Origin of the sequence: Nitrosospira multiformis ATCC 25196, assembly GCF_000196355.1 — a bacterium.
Taxonomy (GTDB): Bacteria; Pseudomonadota; Gammaproteobacteria; order Burkholderiales; family Nitrosomonadaceae; genus Nitrosospira; species Nitrosospira multiformis.
Genome location: NC_007614.1, coordinates 2960769 through 2979950, shown reverse-complemented (window position 1 = coordinate 2979950; position 19182 = coordinate 2960769). Strand labels below are relative to the sequence as shown.

19 protein-coding genes and 1 riboswitch are annotated in these 19182 nt (G+C 56.0%); of the genes, 17 read left to right on the top strand and 2 right to left on the bottom strand.

What is annotated here, in order from left to right:
* The first annotated feature begins 297 nt into the window (after positions 1–297).
* The gene (locus NMUL_RS16425) at positions 298–864 is read left to right on the top strand and encodes a VanZ family protein (RefSeq protein ID WP_238529827.1); all 567 of its coding nucleotides are present in this window, start codon (positions 298–300) and stop codon (positions 862–864) included.
* A 330-nt stretch (positions 865–1194) separates the two neighbouring features.
* On the opposite strand, the gene NMUL_RS16420 is transcribed toward NMUL_RS16425, so the two are convergent.
* Positions 1195–1503 (bottom strand): hypothetical protein, encoded by a 309-nt coding sequence (locus NMUL_RS16420; protein ID WP_238529826.1) that lies wholly within the window; start codon positions 1501–1503, stop codon positions 1195–1197.
* A 570-nt stretch (positions 1504–2073) separates the two neighbouring features.
* Here NMUL_RS16420 and NMUL_RS13510 point away from each other — a divergent pair.
* From NMUL_RS13510 to NMUL_RS13445, 14 genes are all read left to right on the top strand, one after another.
* Positions 2074–2349, top strand: coding sequence for a hypothetical protein (locus tag NMUL_RS13510; RefSeq protein WP_146063192.1), 276 nt, complete (start codon positions 2074–2076; stop codon positions 2347–2349).
* A 1001-nt stretch (positions 2350–3350) separates the two neighbouring features.
* Complete coding sequence (gene gspG, locus NMUL_RS13505) at positions 3351–3785, top strand: type II secretion system major pseudopilin GspG (protein WP_049783188.1); 435 nt, start codon at positions 3351–3353, stop codon at positions 3783–3785.
* 6 nt (positions 3786–3791) lie between these two features.
* Positions 3792–4976 (top strand): type II secretion system F family protein, encoded by a 1185-nt coding sequence (locus NMUL_RS13500; protein ID WP_011381877.1) that lies wholly within the window; start codon positions 3792–3794, stop codon positions 4974–4976.
* A 319-nt stretch (positions 4977–5295) separates the two neighbouring features.
* Positions 5296–7095: a GspE/PulE family protein gene (locus NMUL_RS13495; RefSeq protein WP_011381876.1), complete on the top strand. Its 1800-nt coding sequence runs from the start codon at positions 5296–5298 to the stop codon at positions 7093–7095.
* Complete coding sequence (locus NMUL_RS13490) at positions 7076–7900, top strand: hypothetical protein (protein ID WP_011381875.1); 825 nt, start codon at positions 7076–7078, stop codon at positions 7898–7900. Before NMUL_RS13495 ends, NMUL_RS13490 begins: the two co-directional genes overlap by 20 nt.
* Entirely contained in the window at positions 7900–8424 is a 525-nt protein-coding gene (locus NMUL_RS13485; RefSeq protein ID WP_011381874.1) for a hypothetical protein, read from the top strand. The genes NMUL_RS13490 and NMUL_RS13485 overlap by 1 nt, the downstream gene beginning before the upstream one ends.
* Positions 8415–8993 carry a hypothetical protein gene (locus NMUL_RS13480; RefSeq protein ID WP_041352642.1) on the top strand — a complete coding sequence of 193 codons (579 nt, stop codon included), beginning with the start codon at positions 8415–8417 and terminating at the stop codon, positions 8991–8993. The genes NMUL_RS13485 and NMUL_RS13480 overlap by 10 nt, the downstream gene beginning before the upstream one ends.
* Complete coding sequence (locus NMUL_RS13475) at positions 8990–9514, top strand: hypothetical protein (protein ID WP_011381872.1); 525 nt, start codon at positions 8990–8992, stop codon at positions 9512–9514. Before NMUL_RS13480 ends, NMUL_RS13475 begins: the two co-directional genes overlap by 4 nt.
* The gene (locus NMUL_RS13470; RefSeq protein WP_011381871.1) at positions 9511–11760 is read left to right on the top strand and encodes a FecR domain-containing protein; all 2250 of its coding nucleotides are present in this window, start codon (positions 9511–9513) and stop codon (positions 11758–11760) included. The genes NMUL_RS13475 and NMUL_RS13470 overlap by 4 nt, the downstream gene beginning before the upstream one ends.
* Before the next feature lie 6 nt (positions 11761–11766).
* Complete coding sequence (locus NMUL_RS13465; protein ID WP_011381870.1) at positions 11767–12279, top strand: type II secretion system protein; 513 nt, start codon at positions 11767–11769, stop codon at positions 12277–12279.
* A gap of 41 nt (positions 12280–12320) precedes the next feature.
* Positions 12321–12701, top strand: a complete 381-nt coding sequence (locus NMUL_RS13460; RefSeq protein WP_041353307.1) for a type II secretion system protein — start codon at positions 12321–12323, stop codon at positions 12699–12701.
* Entirely contained in the window at positions 12676–13488 is an 813-nt protein-coding gene (locus NMUL_RS16095) for a type II secretion system protein (protein ID WP_011381868.1), read from the top strand. The genes NMUL_RS13460 and NMUL_RS16095 overlap by 26 nt, the downstream gene beginning before the upstream one ends.
* Before the next feature lie 272 nt (positions 13489–13760).
* Positions 13761–14534 (top strand): XrtB/PEP-CTERM-associated transcriptional regulator EpsA, encoded by a 774-nt coding sequence (epsA, locus tag NMUL_RS13450; protein WP_011381867.1) that lies wholly within the window; start codon positions 13761–13763, stop codon positions 14532–14534.
* A gap of 248 nt (positions 14535–14782) precedes the next feature.
* Positions 14783–14864, top strand: a riboswitch (cyclic di-GMP riboswitch).
* An 88-nt stretch (positions 14865–14952) separates the two neighbouring features.
* Positions 14953–15837: a PEP-CTERM sorting domain-containing protein gene (locus tag NMUL_RS13445; RefSeq protein ID WP_011381866.1), complete on the top strand. Its 885-nt coding sequence runs from the start codon at positions 14953–14955 to the stop codon at positions 15835–15837.
* A 268-nt stretch (positions 15838–16105) separates the two neighbouring features.
* On the opposite strand, the gene NMUL_RS16415 is transcribed toward NMUL_RS13445, so the two are convergent.
* Positions 16106–16297: a hypothetical protein gene (locus NMUL_RS16415; RefSeq protein WP_238529825.1), complete on the bottom strand. Its 192-nt coding sequence runs from the start codon at positions 16295–16297 to the stop codon at positions 16106–16108.
* A 138-nt stretch (positions 16298–16435) separates the two neighbouring features.
* On the opposite strand from NMUL_RS16415, the gene NMUL_RS13440 reads away from it, so the two are divergent.
* Together NMUL_RS13440 and NMUL_RS13435 are read left to right on the top strand one after the other, a co-directional pair.
* Complete coding sequence (locus tag NMUL_RS13440) at positions 16436–17425, top strand: hypothetical protein (RefSeq protein ID WP_238529824.1); 990 nt, start codon at positions 16436–16438, stop codon at positions 17423–17425.
* 105 nt (positions 17426–17530) lie between these two features.
* Positions 17531–19099: a ShlB/FhaC/HecB family hemolysin secretion/activation protein gene (locus NMUL_RS13435; protein ID WP_049783187.1), complete on the top strand. Its 1569-nt coding sequence runs from the start codon at positions 17531–17533 to the stop codon at positions 19097–19099.
* The last annotated feature ends 83 nt before the right edge of the window (positions 19100–19182 follow it).

Below are 19182 nucleotides of genomic sequence, written 5' to 3'. Positions count from 1 at the left end.
GAGGAAGATACGCTGACTATTAGCAGGCTCCTGCCCTGTCTGACATAAGCCATGCCAGCCGCCCATTACTTGGGGGTGCACATCGCCTGTCACGGATTCTGCGCAGCACTGGCCAGCCCTGGCGATCGAGCCATCGGGATTGCAGATGGAGACACGAGTCGCCTGTTTGTGCCGCTTTACGGGCGGTTTACTGCAACCGCTGATCAGAGGTCCAAATGGCTTCTTGATCAGTAGACCAGAGGCCTGGGCAAATAAGTAAATTAGCTCGCCTAGTGGATGTCAATCAGGAATTTCATCTTGCACCTGCAGCGCTTAACATACCGTCATTTTCCTGCTATCGCCATATTGGCGGCACTCGGCATCGTAGCCGTCCTGTTTGTCGGGGGACGCCAATCTATAGCGGTCGGCTTGATACCCTCGCCCTGGGATAAACTGGTCCATGCAGGTGTTTTTGCCTTGCTTGCTTGCACGATCGGTTGGGCGAGCAACCTGCGTGGATGGCACAAACTCGCCATTGCATTTTTTAGCGCCCTGCTCGTTGGCGCGCTCGATGAATTGCATCAGATGTATCTCCCGGGTCGCGAGGCAGGGGTGGACGACTTCATTGCCGACATTATTGGGAGTATTTTCGGTACCGCATTTTTGGGAATGAGAGGCTCGCGTCCCTTGCATACCCCATCCAGATACAGGGGAGTTTCGAGTTTCACGCTGATGAGGAGCCGGGATCAGGGAAATGGGGATCGATCCCGCTCCTGCCGTCATACACCTCATAGCATACTCGCGCCTGTGAAGCGGTACTGCCGGGGAAATGCTGCGCGTGATCCAGACGTTGCCATCGATCGTGGCGCCAAGCCCAAATGGTGATACGGGCCCAGTATGGGGGCGCCCGCATAAATAACAACATCGTCCTCCACTAGGGGGATGACGCAACTTGCCTTTTAACAGTACGCCCTGCCCATCCACCGGAAAACGTTTCGCCCCCGGGTGACAGCCTGATACAAACGCACGTGCCGGCCAATGATGGCGGTTTCACCGATGACCATCCGGTGGTGTGATCTATGAGAAAATGGCGGCCAATTGGGTTCGGGGTGAATCTCGCTACCGGTGACGGAATGAGGGATTTCCGAAATCATACGCGCTATGAGAGAGGTACCCGGGCAATGTAGTTCATGAGCGAGCCGAGGCGCAACGTGGTTATGCCGGGATAGCAGACAAGTACTTCGTCGATGCTCGGGGCGGCAGGCTCCTCCTCGAAAGCCGCCTGAATGTCGCTATCCAGCAACTCGCGAATGTGGGCAATTGGCGAGTGAAGCTATGCACAATTGTTGCCGCGTGTTCCATTTCTACCTCCCCAGAGGCTTCCCGTTCCGAAGCAACTCCCAACTCCCGTTTCACTTGCGCCAGCAACTTCCGCAGGGTGACATCCAGCACGTGGCCGATGTAATAATCAATTCCCTCATCATCGAGTTGGGGCACCCACGGTTGGGGAACAATGTCGGGCATAATCCTTCCACAATCCCAGCAAGCGCCTTGCGCGACGGAAGCTTGCGGACGGATCACGGCCGTTGCCGATATTCGAAGGAGGCGATACGCTGCGTCCGCAGCTTCGCGACAGTATTTTCAATACTGCCGTACGTATCCCTCCTGGACGGCGGGGTGCCGTGAGGTGAACGAGCCAACTCATCTGCGCCATGTTGTGTCGGTTGCGTAAAACGCCCGGCCTCTCGAATCCATCTTGTCCGGAACTCCAACGGATTTTTCAGTGGGTCTAGCCTGACTGTATCTTATCGGTTCACCCTGAGTGTCCTTGCTGCGTTAAAAAATGTTACGTCCGCTACACATGCGATGCCGTCACCAGGGCGTCGACATCTGCAAACTTGCGTACATCGCCAGTGCTGCAATGCTAGGCTTCCTACCGGAAAGACAAGGGGTCAAGGCGCTTATCCAATGAATATTCTTCCTCTTGATGAGCTATCGCTATGGTCGGTTATTGAGGACGAGTCTCACAATTGTAAAAAAAGAGGATTAATGTCTCATGCTGCAAATATCTCTAACAGGTGGGGGATTAAGAAAATGGAAATACTTTACGATGCGGGCGAGTACCCAAGTCCAGTTTTGAGAATGATCCGGGAAACGGGAGACATCGGGATAGCCATTGCCAATTGGTGGAAACTGGGGTGGCCGGAGAGGGTCGCGAAGCTGCTGGCTCGGAGAATTTATGAGGCTGAGTTTCGGCATCAGTTCTCGCAAGTACAGAATATCCTGGCGAGAACGGAGGACATGGCTCACTTTTCTCCCGTTCAGGTAGTGGTGATGTCCGGCTTCAGATTAGAGCCGCCGAAACTGTAGGGATATCTCGCCTTCCTTTGACCCGAGAGGGCCGCGGGCATAGGCAGCAGAGCCGAATAGAGGCTTCACAGTCGGCCAAAAAAGATTTCTCCAGGATGAGGAGATACCGGGGCGTCGTTTTTGTCCAGCGGTAAGTGGGATCGGGAGCGAGATTTGACTCGCACCTCGTGAAGCCGGTGGATAGGGGAGCTGTTATGGAAGTGTTGAAAGAATATCAATCAATCGTGTTGAGGTGTCAGAAGCAGTCCATGCCTCCCGTTATCCTTGATTATCGCGGTTGACGTCCTGCATGCAGCAGCTGGCTGCAAATTCTGCCGGGTCAGGTGCTTTGAACTGCTTTAAGCTCTTATGTGGCCGTGCGAACAGAACAGGCTAAGAAAGTATTAATAAAATTTTGACCGATAGCAACTCTGTCTCCATTGGATGAATAATCTAAACCCGTCCCTTTCCGGCCATAAGATATTAGTCGTAGACTATGAGAGGGAGATATTGATTGTCACCAAGCTAATGCTCGAGTTACACGGCGCCGAAGTAATTACCTCTCTTACTGCTGCCGAATCGGGACGCAGGATAGTATAATTTTTCCTGTGACGAAGCAGGGTTATCGCGCCCAGTACCCCGTTTCTTCTCGCTTTCAGTTACCTGAATGTATTCGAGAATAGCATGGCATGGAAGTGGGGAAGCACTTGAAGTCAGCCGGGTTCCGCCGGCGGAAGTATCATCGGCTCGGGGAGCACGGATGCCCTCTACTGTACCAAAATGGAAAGCCCTTGAAAACACTTCATGCGAGCGCTGGCTGCGATGCTGTTTTCCCTTATTACTTGCGAAATCACAGGAAAGTTAATTACAGGGAAGTTAATATGATTCGCGCGGTTTTTATCTGCCCGTCAATCAGACTTTTTTAGCTACCCTTGCTTGTTTTTAGTAATAGTTTTGTCACGTAATACACTTACACTGGGTTGTGGAAGTCCATGAGCAGATATCAAAATCAGAATACTGAAATGAGGGAGTCAAGCGCGCTGCGCTGGGGTAAAACGACTGGCGGATTCACGTTACTTGAATTGCTCGTCGTGATGGTCATCATCGGCTTGCTGGCGGGTTATGTGGCGCCCAAGTATTTTTCCCAGGTAGGAAAATCCGAGGTGAAAGTGGCTCAGGCCCAGATCGATTCCCTGGAAAAAGCACTGGACCAGTATCGGCTGGATACCGGACACTACCCGACTCCCGAGCAGGGCCTTGCGGCATTGACGATACGTCCATCCAGCGAGCCGAAATGGCAGGGGCCTTATCTGAAAAAAACATCGCCGCCGGATCCCTGGGGACGGGCATACGTTTATAGATATCCCGGTGAACATGGGGAGTACGACCTGTTTTCCTACGGCAAGGACGGTCAACCCGGGGGTACAGGTGAAGCAGCCGACATTACGAACTGGTAGGCTGCAATGCGTTATGAGGTAAAAGCTGTGCTCGCCGGACGAGGCGCAGTACTTCTGGAACTCGAAGCCGATAGCGAGGAGGATGCCCGTCTCCAGATCGCCGCGCAGGGGGGAATGGTCCTGCATGTCAGGCGCAGATTTACAGGCTGGATGCCCAAGCCGAAATCGCGCTTTCCGCTGGCGCATTTCAGTCAGGAGTTGCTTTCCCTGCTGGTCGCCGGGCTCAGTCTGGTGGAAAGTATCGAGACACTGGCTGACAAAGAGCAGGATAATGGCACGCGCAAGATTATTGAAGGGCTTCTTGCGCGGCTCTACGAAGGCGTAACCCTTTCACGGGCACTCGAATCTTTTCCCCAGGCTTTCCCACCGCTCTATATCGCTACTGCGCGCGCGAGCGAACGTACGGGTGATCTGCCCGAAGCGTTGACGCGTTTCATCGCTTATCAGACGCAGATGGATCTGGTTCGAAAGAAGCTGATCGGTGCATCCATCTACCCCGTTCTCCTCCTGATAATCGGATTGCTGGTTGCTATCTTCCTGCTGATTTTTGTAGTACCGAAATTCAGCGCCATTTACGAAGATACCGGAGCGGACCTGCCCTTTCTTTCCGTGCTACTGATTCGATGGGGGCATTTCGTGCATGAGCAAGGGGGGCAGCTGGCAGTTCTTGTGGCGGCGGTCTCCAGCATCATCCTGTACGGGGTCACACGTCCTTCTTTCAAGATGCATGCGGCACAGCAGTTATGGCGCATTCCGGCCATCGGGGAACGCATGCGCGTTTACCAGCTTGCGCGTTTTTACCGGACACTGGGCATGTTGTTGCGCGGGGGCATTCCGATTGCAAAAGCCCTGGAAATGGTTACCGGCCTGCTTCAGCCGCACTTTCGGCCAAAGGTCGAGGCAGCGGCGGTTCTTATCCGTGAAGGAAAACCCATTTCCAGCGCGATGGAAGCGCAAGGGTTGACCACCGCAGTGGGAAACCGGATGCTGAGAGTCGGCGAGAGAACCGGCCTCATGGGTGAAATGATGGAGCGGATCGGCAACTTTCATGATGAAGAAATTGCGCGGTGGGTCGAATGGCTGACGAAGCTGATCGAACCGGTGTTGATGGCCGTGATCGGCGCAGTCATCGGCGGGATCATCATCCTCATGTATATGCCCATCTTTCAGCTGGCGGGAAGCGTGGGTTGAGCCTATTGCCGTCCCCCGGTTACCCGTGAAGATGCGTTGCTTCTGCTGAGGAGAAAGCATCCTTAAGTCATGGGATTTCCCTGTTTTGCTGCGCAATCGAGATGAGGGCGGCACTGTGCTGCAGGTGCGGACAGGTCAGATTGCTCAAACGGCGGCTACAAAGATTGCTCCCGGTCTTCCATGAATCGTTAAGCCTGGGGTCGTGCGTGGTGCTGGTGCTGTTGGGTCGCCTGCAGAGCAGAATTTGCAGGACGGATTCCGGTTTTTCTTTCGTTGATCCATTGCCGAATCGTTCGATAAGGGCGATGGGATATACATTATGAATGCACCTTCCGTACTCATCAGCGAGCGCAGGGAGAATCCCGAGCAAACGGGGCACCCATCTCTTGCGCTTCAGGAAGAATATTCCCGGAATGAGCTTCCGGTAGACGCGCGGGCATCACAGCCGCCGTCTCAGATATTGCTGCTGGATGCGCAGCGGTTGGGCGTGGCGCGCAGCGAGGCCGCCAACCGGGGTGTTCCGGTGGTCAGCATCCTGGAGGAAACACTGGGATGCGCGCCGGAGCAGTTGATCGCAGAACTCGGGCGGCTGCTCAGGATGCCGGTATTGACGATGGAGAAGTTACGGGCATCAACTCCGGCGTTTGAAATATTGCCTTTCAGTGAAGCCACTAAAAAGGAGTGCGTATTGCTTCGCCAGCAGGGGAAGCACATCCTTGCCGTCAGCAATCCCTTTTCCTCCAGCTTGAGGGCCTGGGCGGAAGAATATATCGATGTTCCCGCGATATGGCACCTGGTTCATCCCGCCGATCTGACAGCCTTTTTCAGCCAGCAGGAGCAGACCATGCGCGCCATGGACAGCGTGCTGCCTGCGGCAGAGCGGGGCGCCAGGCAGCCGGGCGAGGAAGACCTCTCGCTGAAGACAATCAACGAAGGCACCAGCCAGGTAGTCCGTTTGGTGCATTCGACGCTGTATGATGCCCATAAGTCGCACGCGAGCGATATTCACCTGGAAGTCGTTCCCGGAGCCCTGTCGATCAAATATCGTATTGACGGTGTACTGACCATGATTGGAGTGGTGCAGGGGGCGGATCTGGCGGAACAGGTCATTTCCCGTATCAAGGTAATGTCCGATCTGGATATAGCTGAGCGGCGAGTTCCCCAGGATGGCCGTTTCAAGATTTCCATTCAGGGGCGGGAGATCGACTTTCGTGTTTCGATCATGCCCAGTGCTTTCGGAGAAGATGCGGTACTGCGCATTCTCGACCGCCAGGCGCTGGCTGATCATGTCAAGGGCTTGACCCTCGATCATCTTGGATTCGATCGGGTCGCCATATCCACCCTGCGACGCTTGAGCTCGGAGCCCTATGGAATGCTGCTGGTGACAGGCCCCACCGGCAGCGGGAAGACTACCACGCTTTATGCGGCGATTTCGGAAGTCAACCAGGGTCACGATAAGATCATTACCATCGAAGACCCGATCGAGTATCAATTGCCTGGCGTATTGCAGATACCTGTCAACGAGAAAAAAGGATTGACTTTCGTGCGCGGCCTTCGCTCCATCCTGCGCCACGACCCCGACAAGATCATGGTAGGCGAAATCCGCGATCCGGAAACGGCGCAGATTGCCATTCAGGCTGCTTTGACCGGCCATCTCGTATTCACCACCGTACATGCCAATAGCGTTTTTGATGTCATTGGCCGTTTTACCCACATGGGAGTGGATCCCTACAGTTTCGTTTCTGCCTTGAATGGGGTTGCCGCGCAAAGGCTGGTGCGCCTGCTTTGCGTGCATTGCGCAGTGGAAGAACAGCCCGACGAGCAGCTGATTGCGGAATCCGGAATCGATCCTGAGCAGATCGCCGCGTTCAGATTCCGCAGCGGCAAAGGATGCGGCCATTGCCGGGGAAGCGGCTATCGGGGGCGAAACGCAATCGCGGAAATCCTGGTGCTGAACGATGAAATCCGCGAACTCATCGTAGCGAAAGAACCCGTACGCCGTATAAAGGAAGCCGCGCGGCGGGGAGGCACCCTGTTCCTGCGGGATGCTGCTTTGGCCATGGTCAGGAGCGGGCAGACGAGTCTACAGGAGGCAAACCGTGTCACTATTGCGGCGTAACCGAATCAGCGCTTTTTTGTCTCCGCACCGGGTCGAGCTCGTCCGCCTGCAGCGCCACGTAAAACCAGGTCAGGCCGAGAGACAGGTGGCAGCATGTGAACGCGCTGGCGAGGGAATCGCCTGGGGAGCGGCGCTTGCCCAGTTGAAACGGATGCTTCCGGCCGGAACCGGCGCCGAGATCCATGTTCTTCTATCCAATCACTTTGTCCGCTACGCCGTGATACCGCCCCAATCAGGGATCGAGACTCCGGCGGAGTTGCAGGCTTATGCAGCTTTCCAGATGCGGGAAATATACGGGGAGCGAACCGGCGAATGGGAACTCACCATAAGTTCCTGGGATCCGGCAACCGGGGCCGTTTGTGCAGCGGTAGAGCGCGGTTTTTTGCAAGGACTGGAAGAACTCGCTGGCAGTCAGCGGATGAAGCTCAAATACGTGGAGCCTTATTTCACGAGCGTATTCGACCACTGGCACGACCGTTTCGGCAAGGGGCGCGCGTGGTTCGCGCTGATCGAAACCGGGCGGCTTTGTCTGGCGCTGCTGGAAAGGGGCGCATGGCTGCGCATCCTGAATCAGAGAATACTGGATGATGTGGAAGAGGAGCTTCTTGTCGCGCTCGAGCGTGAAGCGCTGCTTTTTTCCGCGCCTGCCGGAACCTCGGAACAGGTGTGTCTTTTCGCGCCGGAGCATCCCGGCTTGGCCTTGCCGGAAGGTAGCGGCTGGCAAATTGTTCCACTGGAGGATAAAACGCGCCCTGCTCCCGGCCCATTACCCTTTCAATCACATGACCGAGACCGCAACACCTGATGCGTAGGTTGAAGCTGAGATTCCCCCCCGAGGGAGAGGCGCGGAGTGCGGGTTACTTCCTCGTCTTGCTGGGCGCTGTCGCCCTGGCAGGAGTATTGCATCAGTTCAGATCGGCCATGGACGAGGTGGCTTATTGGGATCTGCGCATCGCCAGCATGGATCGGCGAGCGCAACGCAAGATTGCGCCCCGCGTCTGGTCGGCACAGGGCGGGGGTGAAATAAAAAAAGAGCTAAAAAAAGCCAATGCGGTGATGAGCGAGATCGATTTGCCATGGGAGTCACTTTTTGATTCAGTCGAGCATGCGGCGAGCCAGGAGGTGGCCTTGCTGTCGTTTCAACCGGATGTTTTTGGCCGCACGGTCCGTATCGGCGGGGAAGCAAAGAATATATCGGCCATGCTTGATTTTGTCAGTGAACTGGAGCGGCAATCCGCTGTCAAGGATGCTTATCTGCTCAAGTATGAAATCAAACGGGATGATCCCCAGCGGCCGGTGGTTTTTTTCCTGACGGCGTCATGGACTTGAATTCCCTTAAAACGGTATGGCTGCGGGTGCGCTGGCAAATGGAGCGGCTTGGTCCTGCGGGAAAAATCGGTTTCGGGCTGCTTGTATTCTCCGCCGTATTTTTTCTGGTAGCCGTGTTGCCGCGGCAGGAGGAATCGAAAGCACTCAGGGCTGAAGCCGAGGTGCTGGAAGCAAGGATAAGAATGGAGCCTTCCGCCGAGAGCGGAAGCCACCGCCGAAGGCTGCGTGGCGATCAGGCATTGCCGGCGTTCTACGCATTTTTTCCGAAGCTGGATTCATCCCCGTTGTGGATTGGAGAACTGGTACGGATTGCAGGAGAACGGGGCGTGGAAATCAGCGGCACTGAATATCGCATGATACGAGAGAAGGATCTGAAACTGGCGCGCTACGAAATGATGGTGCCGGTCCGCGGAAATTATTCCCAATTGCGGGGTTTCATTGCCGATGCCTTGCACGCGGTACCGGCAATGGCGCTGGTTGACGTTGCCATCCGGCGCGAGGGGGTACACGCGGAGCTGCTGGAAGCGAATATCAAATTCAATCTCTATCTGAGCGAAGGCAAGCATTGAAACCGACAGAGAAGGCGCGCAGGTTATGGCTGGCTGGAGCGCTGCTGGCCACGCTTCTCGTGGCCCAATGGGTGAGCGGAGAAGAAGGCGAAGCAGGTCCGGAAACGCTTCCAGATTCTGCTGAAGCACCCCATTTCCAAAAGGAAGCGCCTGCAGGCAGGAACGCCCCCGAAAATGAAGCCGCTGAGCTGGATCTCGGGCGGTTGGAGCGCAGAAAATTCAGTGCCCAGGCAGGTGACATTTTCGGACAGAGATCATGGGTTCCGCCTCCTCGTCCGGAGCCGCCAAGGCGGCCCTCTCCGCCACCGATGCAATTCAGGTATCTGGGCAAGGTTGTCGAAGGGAATGAAACACGCGTGTTTCTCGCCCTGGGAGAACGCAATTATATCGTCAGACCTGGTGAGAGCATCAATAACCAGTATCGATTGGATGAGGTGAGCGATCGCGGCATCACGTTCACCTATCTTCCTCTTAACGCCAGGCAGATGCTTGCTACTGCGGGAACGGCAAACATTCCATGAAAACTGGCAAACACGTTCTGCTTGCCCTGGTTCTTGCCGGAATTGCAGGATGCGCGACAAACAATGCGTTCGTGGAGGGCAAGCGGCTCATAGCCGAGGGCAAGCTCGACACTGGGCTTGCCAGTCTCGAACAGGCGGCGCGCGAAAATCCGGATAATCTTGAAATTCGCGCGGTGCTCGCGCGCCAGCGCGAAGCGATAGCCGCGCGTTTCGTATTCGAGGCGGAAGCCGCAAGGTCGACAGGTGATCTGGAAGCGGCTGAACGGAGTTTTCGCCGGGCGCTTGAAATAAATCCACGTCATGAACGCGCACTCGCCGGGTTGGAGGCGATCAATATGGATCGCCGCCATACAGCGGCAATAAAACGAGCGGAAGAATTGCTGGAGCGGGGGGAGTATGCAGCTGCTTCAAGCGAGGTCCGCTCCGTGCTGCAGGAAAATCCGATGCAGCGGGATGCACGCAGGCTCATTCAGCGCATCACCGAAATGGAAGTGCAAGCCGCGCAAGCGGGCCCTATCCTGAAAACCGCGTTTAAAAAACCTATCACGCTCGAGTTTCGAGATACGGGCCTGAAATCGGTATTCGAAATCCTGGCGCGCACCGGCGGCATCAACGTGGTCTTTGACAAGGACGTCAAGCAGGACAGCAAGACGACGATTTTCGTGCGCGAGACCAATATCGAGGATGTATTCAAGCTCCTTCTGGTGACGAACCAGCTCGCACACAAGGTCCTCAACGAAAATTCGGTGCTGATCTATCCGAATACTCCGGCCAAGCAGAAGGAATACCAGGAATTGATGGTGCGCAGTTTCTTTGTCACGAATACCGATGTGAAGCAGATGGTCGCGATGGTCAAGGGGTTGATCAAAACCAAGGACATGCACGTCGACGAAAAGCTGAACCTGTTCGTCATGAAAGACACGCCGGAGGCGATCCGGCTGGCCGAGCGGCTGGTTACGCTGAATGATCTGGCCGATCCCGAAGTCATGCTGGAAGTGGAGGTGCTGGAAATCGGGCGCAACAAACTGCTCAACCTCGGATTGCAGTATCCTGAGAAGATCAATGTAAATTATCTTACCGCAGCCAGTGCTGCCGGCGCGGCTCCTTTTCCGCCCTTTCAGATCAGCCGTGCAGGGGTTAACGGCAATGGTTCCAATCTCGACAACCTGATTGGATTCGTTGCCAATCCCGCCCTGATCGTCAACCTCAAGCAGCAGGACGGGCTGATCAATGTGCTTGCCAATCCGCGCATTCGCGTCAAGAACCGGGAGAAAGCGAAGGTCCTGATCGGCGACAAGGTTCCAGTCGTCACGACGACCGCAGCCGCCAACGTGGGTGTGGCATCATCGGTCAGCTACCTCGATGTGGGACTCAAGCTGGACGTCGAATCCACCATCTCGCTGCAGGATGAGGTTTCCATGAAGGTCAGCCTGGAAGTGAGCAATATCGTCAAGGAAGTGCCGGTAACGGGAGGGGGCCTTGCCTATCAGGTAGGGACGCGCACGGCAGCGACCACGCTGGCGTTGAAGGATGGCGAAACCCAGGTTCTGGCAGGATTGATCAGCGATGACGAGCGCACCACGCTTTCCAAGGTTCCCGGGCTGGCAGAGTTGCCGTGGATCGGAAAGCTTTTCATCAATAAGAACGTTGTCCGAAACAAGACTGAAATCGCGCTGCTGATTACGCCGCGTATCGTGCGCAATATTGCCCGTCCGGCGAAAGCGGTCAGCGAAGTGCCCTTCGGTACGGAGAATGCGATAGCGGTTTCGCCGCTGATGATCGGCAAAGTGGCGCCGCGGGCGCTGGCGATGGCTTCTTCCTCTCCAACCTCCGATGCTAACGCCAGCCGGCAGTGGCCATCCGCGCCTTCCAGGGAGGAAACCCGTCCGCCGGCGCCGCCCGAGGGGGCACCGGTTGCGACACTGGCTGCGCCGGAACAGGTGTCCGCAGGACAGGAATTTGTGGTGAGCGTGACCCTCGCCGGTGCAGATGCACTCCCGCCCGCGGAACTGGATCTGAATTATGACCCTGTGGCGCTTGAACCGGTGGACGAGGGTGATAAATCCGGAACACGCGTATTGAAACTGAGCAAGGGGGGCGGCGCCGCGGATGTGCGATTCAGGATTTTGGCGCAAAAGCCTGTCACGACTCAGATCAGTATCGGGAATATCAGTTTCAAGGACGAAAGCGGGCCGCTTCCCGTTCCGGTGCCTTTGCCACCGGCTGTCAATGTGGATATTCGTTGAGATGGCATGAAGCGTATTTTTGCTGCGTCGGTGGCGGTAGTAAAAAAAACAGGCGGACAGGGATTTACCCTGGTGGAACTGACCGTCGTCGTAGCCATCACAGCAGTGCTCGCTTCTGCCGCGATACCGTTATATGAACTCACGGTAAAGCGTGAAAAAGAACAGGAACTGCGGGTGGGATTACGCCAGATCCGCGAAGCGCTGGACGCATACAAGGGCGCGGTGAACGAAGGGAGGATTGTTCGGCAAGCCGATGAATCGGAGTATCCGCGCAAGCTGGAAGATCTGGTGAATGGCGTGCCGGATATCAAGCATCCCACCAAGCGTAAAATATATTTCCTGCGGCGACTGCCGAGAGACCCGATGTCGGATGACCCTGCATTGCCTGCTGCGGACACCTGGGGCAAGCGTTCCTATGAGAGCTCACCGGATAACCCGCAGGAGGGGAATGATGTTTTCGATGTATATTCCCGTTCACCGCGGATCGGCTTGAACGGCATTGCCTACGATAAATGGTGATCAGGATGTGCGAAACTGAATCCGGATTTACTTCCGGGAGTATGCAACATGGCTCGTACCCCTCCGGCTTTACCCTGGTCGAGTTGCTGGTTGTCATGGCCATCATTGCCGTTCTTCTTACCATTGCCGCCCCGCGGTACTTCAACTCCGTGGAAAGATCGAAGGAAGCAGTATTGCGCCAGGACCTGAATGTCATGCGGGATGCCATCGACAAGTTTTACGGCGATACCGGGAGTTATCCCCGCGATCTGGCAGAACTGGTCGAGAAGCGGTACTTGCGCGCCATTCCGGTTGATCCCTTGACCGAAAGTTCCGAAACCTGGGTCACCCTCCCTCCCCCTGATTCAGCCGAAGGTCTCTACGATGTGCGCAGCGGCGCGGAGGAAGAGTCAAAGGATGGAACCTCTTACGCGGCCTGGTAGCGGTGTGATTGGGCGGCAAGAAATACCGCGCCATATAGGTGTAGGAGGCGTGGGAGACGTAGGAGGCGCAGGACAAAAGGGTTTTACCTATATCTGGATCCTGTTTGTGGTGGCGCTGACCAGCGTTGCGTTGGCAGGCGTCGTGCAGGTATGGCGTACCGAGGTACGGCGGGAAAAAGAAAAAGAACTGATGTTTGTCGGAGAACAGTTCAGGCAGGCGATCGGCTCTTATTACGAAAATTCACCCGGCATGCCGAAGCGTTATCCCGATTCATTGGAAAAATTGCTCCTGGATAAGCGTTTTTCCACCATCAAACGGCATCTCCGGAAAATATTTTTCGACCCCATGACTGCCTCAAGCGAGTGGGGTCTGGTCACACAGCCGAATGCCGGAATAATCGGCGTGTACAGCCTTTCAAAAGAGCCTCCGCTCAAGCGCGCCAATTTTCCGGAACGCTATGCGGATTTTGCGGAAGCGAAGGATTATCGCGACTGGAAGTTCGTCTACTTCCCCGGAGACTCCGCCAGTCTGCCCCAAGCGCAAGCTGTGCCGGCCGATTCGCCCGCTACTCCACCACAATCTTCCTCTGAATGGCGACCAGGAGATCTTCGGCTGCAGCCGGAAGCTTCCGGTTCCCAGCCAAAAGCGGAATCGGAAAACGGTATCCCGCCACCATCCTCGCCTTTCTCGCTCTCCCCCAGCCCTTCCGATCAAGAGGATGGGAGGTCCTCGCAACCCGATTCATCCCCACAATCCGGCTCCTTCCCGCAGAGCGTTCAATATTAGAACTTCAGAAGTTCGGAACTGGAAGTTTCCGGGGAGCCCGTCTCCATCTGTCTCTTCACAGTTGCATATTTCATGGAACCAGGGGAAGGCATCCCTGCATTTCCTCCTGTTGTCTGCGTGGTCCTTTCTACCTATATCGGATTCATGAATCTGACATCTGATCTTAATGATTCAGTCATATCCTGCCACGAAAATACGCACTCGCGCAAATCGAATAATATCGGGAAGACCGTTGCAGTCCGAGAACGATATGAATAATCAGGGCATAAGGAATGATGGGGGGAGAGTTTACGCTGACGGAGCGGGAGGCGGAATACCTGTTCCGGATTATCGATTCATCAATCAATATATTTCGGCGTCATCAGTTTTTCTTGTGGGCGCAGGGGGAACTGCAGGGCCTTCTGCCGCATGGCATGCTCATATGCCTGTTCGATGAAGGCAATGGGCAGGCTGTGAATATCGAAAGATTCAGTCGCACAGATATGGACGAAATCCGGTTTTCAGAACTTTGCCGTCCCGATGGGGGAATTGTATTTCGCGCCATGTCCGCATGGAGCGCGGGCAAAAACCAGCCGCTTCTGGTTTGTCCAAATAATTCGCATACGCCCACCTACAAGCGTTTTTCTAACGACCTCAAGCGTGAAAATCTCCAGCGTATCGCGGCGCACGGAATGTTCGACACCAATGGCCGAACCACCTGCTTCTTTACCTTTACCCAGATTTCCGCCGCATTGAGCGAGCGTCATGCTTATTTCCTCGAGCTGCTGATGCCGCACATGCATATGGCGCTGGTACGTATGCTGTTTCATGAACGCCATCATAAGCAGGGTGCCGTGGGGGAAAGAAGCAGAAAACTCATCACGGACCGCGAGACGGAAATTTTGCGCCATGTTCAGGCGGGAAAGAGCAATCATGAAATAGCCCAGTTACTTTACATCAGTCCGCTTACTGTCAAAAACCACATTCAGAAAATCCTGAAAAAGCTGGATGTCAATAATCGGGCTCACGCCGTGGCCAAGGCGATGGCGTTGAAGATCACGCTTTGAGTTTCCGGGGCAGATCCCCTCGACCCTGAGGCCGCGCCTTGGATTCTTCCCTCTATCCGCAGTGACTCCTACGAGGCGTCCTTGTACCCATGAAAAGCGTACGCGCCGCGAAGGGCGAATTTCCGCCCTGCAGACCAAAAGAATAGGCAGAAAGTACCACGAAAATACCGATTGTGTTTCACAGACGGTTCACGGCTGTCACATATAGTGACCCACGTCCGGTAACAGGTACAGTCGTTATAGCCGGTCAGGAACAAAGCCAAACCCGTTGCGAAGCGGGGACGGAAAGCTGCGGGTCTCCAAGCAAGCGGAGGTAGCCGGGTTGCTCCAGGACGGTTGATCAGATGAAGCCAGGCTTCAAGGATCAGTCAGCCGGATTTTTTTGGTGCAACCATTAATTACCTACGGAGTATCTCGCATGAAAATAAATTTCAGACTCAAGGCATTCGCTGTTGCTGCCATCGCGACTCTTTCCGGTCCGGCGCTTGCCGCCATGGATGGGGCGATGAGTGGAAACGGTGAGCTTCTGCTCAATATGCGTTATTACGGTGGCAGTTCCGCCACTTCCGGTGATGACGATATCTCTGGACTGTTCGATCTCGGCTTCAAAATGAACGATATGGTCGCTGCGAACGGACAGGCGGGCTTCAGCAAAAGCTGGGACCTGACGAGTGGGGCCTATGGCGCTTCATGGAATCAGCTGATGAATTTCGTCGGTCCTGCCAACGCACATCTTATCCGGTTCAATGTCATCGCGCTGGATACCACCGATCTGAATGATGCCGGTGGCCCGCGTTACCTGACGACGGCAAATGTGGACACATATCCCAAGCTGGGGAACACCAACCTCAAAGGCTTTGTGAATATGGATAAGTATATTGAAGCCAACAACAGCCGCGGTACGCACGCGACTGATGATAACGGCGCCAGCGTTGCCATGCCGACGGACCCTTCGAATACTTTCTTTGGCGCAATTAACGGGTTTGGCCAAGGTGATACCTGGTTGCAGAAGACGACCGCCGATACCACCCAGCCGTTGGGTACGGAACAGAATTTCTGGTTTCTCACCACGTCTTCCACTTCCGCCCTTGCCCAGGCCACCAAGACTCCTTTCGGAGTCGATCTGAATCACGATGGCAACATTGGCGAAGGCGAGTTCAGCAAATTCAAGTTGACCGAGAATGGTGTTCTTACCTTCACGAACCCATCCGTCTCTCCTATTCCCGAAGCGGATACCTGGGCCATGCTGCTGGCGGGGCTGAGCATGCTGGGCATGATCGTCCGCCGCCGCGCAGGCGTCTGAGATCCGCAATGAGCTGCTTACCCCCGGCCAGGGAGGCCGGGAAAGGCAGGCTTCAGCCTGAAATATCAATCTGAAAATAAAGGATACAAAGATGAAAATGAAGCTGAGCAAAATTGCACTGGCTATAGCGGCACTCGGCACGGCCCCGGCGGCTTTCGCCCTGACCCCCGCTCAGGTCGCTGCCGGCCCCACCACCTACGTCTGGCTATCAGGTGCATCCGCACCCACCAACGCCGTATTTCGCAGCGTCATGTCGCTGTGCAACGGCCTAGCGGGGAATGGCGGCGCCAATGACGCCCATATGTACCTGGAAAGCAGCGGTACCGAACCCGGCAAGAGCAGCGGTGACCGGGTCGCCTATGCCTGCACCATGAGCTCCGCCGCCGGTGCACTGGCTGGCAAGAAAGTAGTGGTCTATCACACGGTTGAGGGTGGCTCTTTCAACGCCTACGCGCCTCATCTCAGCATGGCGGGTGAGCCGAATCCCAACGGGTATCTGCCCGGCAACCTCAAGCGCATCAATGACGTCGCTTTGCTCGGCGGCGGAGGTAAGTGCGCGGCAGGCGCGGCTGGGTCGACCAATGTCACCCTGAATGGTGTGTCCTACCCCATTGCCCGCTACAACAACTGCAGCGATACCGTTACCAAGACCTTTACCGCTTCGCTGAAGGGCGATGCTGCCGGACGTCCGGGCCAAAGCTATCCCGATGGCGGTTTTTCGGATACGGAATACCTGATCAACAAGCAGAATCTGGATATTGCATTGAACCTGAGCTCCCTTGGCGAGGAAGTGGCGACCAATGTCGGCCAAGCCTTTGGCGTAGCCGTGAGCTACCCGCTCTATCTCCAGTTGCAGAAGAACGACGTTGCCGCCGGCATCCTGGCCGCGACCTGCGATGACGGTTCGCCCACCGCCCCCAATCTCACGCCTGCCTGCCAGCCCAGCTTGCCGGCACAACGTTACACCGCAATTGCAAACAGGGATTCTGTGGGTGGTGTGGATGGCAGCCTGTTCGGCGGTCCGGCCGGGTCGATCGTCAACCTGGTGCGCCGCGTGCCCACCTCCGGCACCCAGTCTGCCTCCAACATGCGCTTCCTCAGCAAGCCCTGTTCAACCGGGCTATCGCAAGGCGCGCTGGAGCCCGCACGCGCCACCGACAGCACGGCAACCGCCATTGTGAGCGAGCAGTCCAGCACCGGGGGCGTGAAGAGCGCCTTGAATACCGCCACCGGCGCGAGCCAGTTCGCCCTGGGCGTGGTATCCATGGAAAACACGCCAGCACCGACCGCCACGACCGACCGGTGGGCATTCGTCAAGCTGGATCGTGTGTCTCCCAATACCGATGCCCAGCAGCGTGCCGAGGCGATGGAGGGTTCCTATAACTTCTGGTACGAGCTGGCGGCATTCACTGCCGGTGGCTCCATCAGTCCCGCCAGCTCAAGTGCTGCAGCCTTGATCACCGCGGTTGCTGCCACCCTGGGTGAAAGCGACCTGAAGGGTATCTTCGCCACGCCAGTGGCCGGTTCCAGCGGCCCTACCTCGAAAGGCGCACGTCTCGGCAATTCCTGCCAGCCTGCGGTCCAGTAGGCATTGCGCTAACGGACGGTGCAATGCCGTCCATATATGCTGCTCGGGACAGCTCCTTCGGTGCTGTCCCATTCGCACGTACAGGAACTGGTTCGGCTTGGTTTGATGTTGCAACTACTAAATAAGATGCTGCGGGTGGGAGGACTGCTTGGCCTCGCGGGCTGGATCCACTTGTCTCACGCGCAGGAAGCCCGTTTCGATGTATTCGAATATCGGCTGGAAGGTGCCACATTGCTGCCCGTCACAGTGGTGGAGCAGGCGGTTTATCCCCATCTCGGTGAAAGCAAGAGCCTGGAGGACGTGGAGCGGGCACGCGATGCACTTGAGCGCGCCTATCATGAGGCGGGCTATCTGACCGTACTCGTGAGCATTCCTCAGCAGAAAGTCGATGAGGCGGTGGTCAGGCTGCAGGTGACCGAAGCCCCGGTAAAGCGTCTGCGCGTGGTGGAATCCCGCTATTTCAGTCCGGCGGATATCAAGGCGGCAATACCGGAACTGGCAGAAGGCAAAGTGCCTAACTTTCCCGAAATGCAGAAGCAGCTGGAAAGCCTGAACCGTTCAGCCGATCGCAGGATTACCCCGGTTTTAAGGGCAGGAAAGACACCCGGCACGGTCGAGGTGGATCTGAAAGTGAAGGATCAGTTGCCCCTTCATGGAAGCGTGGAGCTGAACAGCCGTCAGATTCCCAATACGACCTTGACCCGGCTGAGCGCGAACCTGAGCTGGGACAATCTGTGGCACCGCCAGCACAGCCTGGGCGTGACAGGATTGGTTGCCCCCGAAAACCCGGATGAGAGCAAGGTCATTTCCGCCAATTACACTCTGCCGGTACCGTTCGGCGGTTTTCTCGCCTTATATAGCGTCTATTCCGCTTCGAACGTGGCTTCACTGGGCACGCTCAATGTGCTCGGCAATGGCCTGATCGTGGGAGGGCGCTACATTCTGCCGCTGCCCGGAAGCGAAAAATTCTTCCACACAGCAACGCTGGGACTGGATTACAAGGATTTTACCCAAACGGTAAACCTCATCGATGGCGGCAATTTCAATACGCCAATCTCCTACCTTCCTTTCACTGTAGGCTGGGATGGAAGCTGGCTGGGAGAAGGAAGAACGACCAAGCTGGGATTGTCGGTGAATTTCCACGTGCGCGGACTGGTTGGGGATGAAGAGGAATTCGCGAATAAGCGCTTTAAAGGCAGCGCTAATTACCTCTATCTGCGCGGCAATCTTTCACATACCGAAACATGGAGCCAGGGTTGGGGCGTGGCCGGCCGGGGCAGTTGGCAGATTGCAGCACAGCCGCTTATCGCGAATGAGCAGTCGATCGTGGGCGGCGTCAATACCGTGCGCGGCTATCTGGAAGTCGCTGCCCTGGGCGACGACAGCGTTACGGGAGGGCTCGAGGTCTTTACGCCCAATTACGCCACATACCTGCTCCAGGGACTGGACGAATTCCGTCTTCTGGCCTTTATTGATGCAGGAATCGTGCGAGTGCAGCAGCCCTTGCCCGGGCAGAAAGACCGCTTTGATCTTGCAGGTACCGGGATGGGTTTTCGTCTCAAGGGTTGGAAGGGCTTCTCGGCCGACGTGGCCTGGGCCGTGGCACTCGAAGAAGTTGGAAGAACAAAGGCGGGAGACAAGCGCGTGCACTTTCTTTTTCGGCACGCGTGGTGATCATGCCTGCTGTCGTAACGATCCGCATAACCGTATAGCGAATGATTTTTCTGAAGCAAGGTTGAGGAATAACCTATTGCCGC

Coding starts and splice junctions, on each gene's coding strand:
- NMUL_RS16420 (WP_238529826.1), bottom strand. CDS start 1,503: ATGCCCGACATTGTTCCCCAACCGTGGGTGCCCCAACTCGATGATGAG.
- NMUL_RS13510 (WP_146063192.1), top strand. CDS start 2,074: ATGGAAATACTTTACGATGCGGGCGAGTACCCAAGTCCAGTTTTGAGA.
- NMUL_RS13480 (WP_041352642.1), top strand. CDS start 8,415: ATGGACTTGAATTCCCTTAAAACGGTATGGCTGCGGGTGCGCTGGCAA.
- epsA (WP_011381867.1), top strand. CDS start 13,761: ATGATGGGGGGAGAGTTTACGCTGACGGAGCGGGAGGCGGAATACCTG.
- NMUL_RS13485 (WP_011381874.1), top strand. CDS start 7,900: ATGCGTAGGTTGAAGCTGAGATTCCCCCCCGAGGGAGAGGCGCGGAGT.
- NMUL_RS13465 (WP_011381870.1), top strand. CDS start 11,767: ATGAAGCGTATTTTTGCTGCGTCGGTGGCGGTAGTAAAAAAAACAGGC.
- NMUL_RS13445 (WP_011381866.1), top strand. CDS start 14,953: ATGAAAATAAATTTCAGACTCAAGGCATTCGCTGTTGCTGCCATCGCG.
- NMUL_RS13495 (WP_011381876.1), top strand. CDS start 5,296: ATGAATGCACCTTCCGTACTCATCAGCGAGCGCAGGGAGAATCCCGAG.
- NMUL_RS13435 (WP_049783187.1), top strand. CDS start 17,531: ATGTTGCAACTACTAAATAAGATGCTGCGGGTGGGAGGACTGCTTGGC.
- NMUL_RS16415 (WP_238529825.1), bottom strand. CDS start 16,297: ATGAGGCGCGTAGGCGTTGAAAGAGCCACCCTCAACCGTGTGATAGAC.
- NMUL_RS13460 (WP_041353307.1), top strand. CDS start 12,321: ATGCAACATGGCTCGTACCCCTCCGGCTTTACCCTGGTCGAGTTGCTG.
- NMUL_RS13500 (WP_011381877.1), top strand. CDS start 3,792: ATGCGTTATGAGGTAAAAGCTGTGCTCGCCGGACGAGGCGCAGTACTT.
- NMUL_RS13470 (WP_011381871.1), top strand. CDS start 9,511: ATGAAAACTGGCAAACACGTTCTGCTTGCCCTGGTTCTTGCCGGAATT.
- NMUL_RS16095 (WP_011381868.1), top strand. CDS start 12,676: ATGGAACCTCTTACGCGGCCTGGTAGCGGTGTGATTGGGCGGCAAGAA.
- gspG (WP_049783188.1), top strand. CDS start 3,351: ATGAGGGAGTCAAGCGCGCTGCGCTGGGGTAAAACGACTGGCGGATTC.